General features: G+C 74.4%; 1 protein-coding gene. It reads right to left on the minus strand.

Translation table 11 applies throughout. The features are described from left to right. A partial coding sequence (locus CCN56_RS20630; protein WP_143664581.1) for a condensation domain-containing protein occupies positions 1-2,009 on the minus strand: 2,009 nt, incomplete at both ends.

Below are 2,009 nucleotides of genomic sequence, written 5' to 3' on the forward strand. Positions count from 1 at the left end.
CAGATCCACCGAACGCGGCAGCACCACCGCCACCAGACGCTCGGGACCCGCACCCCGCTCCACCAGCCACCGCGCCAGACGGTTCGCCCGACCGTTCAACTCCCGGTAGGACACCGCCTCCTCACCGAAGACCAGAGCGGTCGCCTCCGGCGTCCGCACCACCTGCGCCTCGAACAGCTCGGGGACCGAGGACGGCGTCACCGGGTGGTCCGTGGCGTTCCACTCCGCGAGCATCCGCTCCCGCTCCTCCGGAGCGAGCACGTCCACCGCGGTGACCGGGGTCCCGGGGTCGGCGACGACCGCCTCCAGGACCCGCGTGAAGCGCTCGACGATCGACTCGACCGTCGCCCGGTCGAAGAGGTCGGTGCTGTATTCGAGGTGGCCGTGGAGGCCGGCGGGGGCGCCCTCGGGGCCGTACTCCTCCTTGAGGGCGAGGGTCAGGTCGAACTTGGCGACCCGGACGCTCGTCGGCTCGACGGCGGCGGTCAGTCCGGGCAGTCCCCCGCCCGCGCCGTCCAGCGGCCCGTCGTCGTTGTTGTTCCACATGAGCATGGTCTGGAACAGCGGGTGGCGGGCCAGCGACCTCGGCGGGTTGATCACCTCGACGAGCCGCTCGAACGGCACGTCCTGGTGGGCGTAGGCGGCGAGCGCGGTCTCCCGGACGCGGCCGACGAGTTCGGCGAAGGTGGGGTCGCCCGACAGGTCGGTGCGCAGCACGAGGCTGTTCACGAAGAAGCCGACCAGGTCTTCGAGGGCTTCGTCGGTGCGGCCGGCGATCGGCGTGCCGACGGGGATGTCGTCGCCCGCGCCGAGCCGGGACAGCAGGGTGGCGTAGGCGGCCTGGACGACCATGAAGAGGCTGGCGCGGGTCTCCTCGGCGAGCGAGGCGAGCCCGGCGTGCAGGGCGGCGGGGACCTGGAAGGCGACGGTGTCGCCCCGGTAGGTGGGGGCGGCGGGCCGCGGGCGGTCCGTCGGCAGGCTCAGCTCCTCGGGGAGGTCCGCGAGGGTCCGCTTCCAGTGGGCGAACTGCCGGGAGACCAGGCTCTCCGGGTCGTCCTCGGAGCCGAGGAGCTCGCGCTGCCACAGGGTGTAGTCCGCGTACTGCACGGGCAGCGGCGCCCAGCTCGGGGCGTCGCCCGAGCAGCGGGCGGCGTAGGCGCGGGTGAGGTCGCGGGCGAGGACGGGGGCCGACCAGCCGTCGGTGGCGATGTGGTGCAGGAGCAGCAGCAGGACGTGCTCGTCGGGGCCGGTCCCGAAGAGGGTGGCCCGGAGGGGCGGCTCGGCGGCGAGGTCGAAGGGGTGGCGGGCGGCTTCGGCGAGGCGTCGGGGCAGGTCGTCGGGGCCGGTCCGGACGGTGCGCAGGCTGCCGAGGCGTTCCTGCGCCTCCTCCGGGGTGAGGACGGTCTGGTGTCCGCCGTCGGCGTCGTCGGCGAAGACGGTGCGCAGGCTCTCGTGGCGGGTGACGACGTCGCCGAGGGCTGCCTCCAGGGCCTCGTGGTCGAGGCCGCCGCTGAGCCGGAGGGCGGTGGGCATGTTGTACGTGGGGCTGGGGCCCTCCAGGCGGTGGAGGAACCAGAGCCGCTGCTGGGCGTAGGAGAGCGGGACGCGCTCCGGGCGCTCGCGCGGGGTGACGGGGGTGCGGGCGCCGTCGGCGGTGGCGAGCAGGCCCGCGAGGCCGGCGACGGTGGGCTCCTCGAAGAGTCCGCGGACGGCGAGTTCGACGCCGAGGACGGAGCGGATGCGGCTGACGAGGCGGGTCGCGAGGAGCGAGTGGCCGCCGAGGTCGAAGAAGTCCTGGTCGATGGTGACCTGCGGGACGCCGAGGACGTCGGCGAACAGGCCGCACAGGATCTCCTCCTGCGGCGAGCGGGGCGCGCGTCCGGTGCCGCTGGTCGCCTCGGGGGCGGGCAGGGCGGTCCGGTCCAGCTTGCCGTTGCGGGTGAGCGGCAGCGCGTCGAGGGCGACGAACGCCGACGGGACCATGTAGTCGGGCAGGTTCGCGCCGAGGA

The organism is Streptomyces sp. NRRL B-24572 (genome assembly GCF_002156145.1).
Taxonomy (GTDB): Bacteria; Actinomycetota; Actinomycetes; order Streptomycetales; family Streptomycetaceae; genus Streptomyces; species Streptomyces vietnamensis.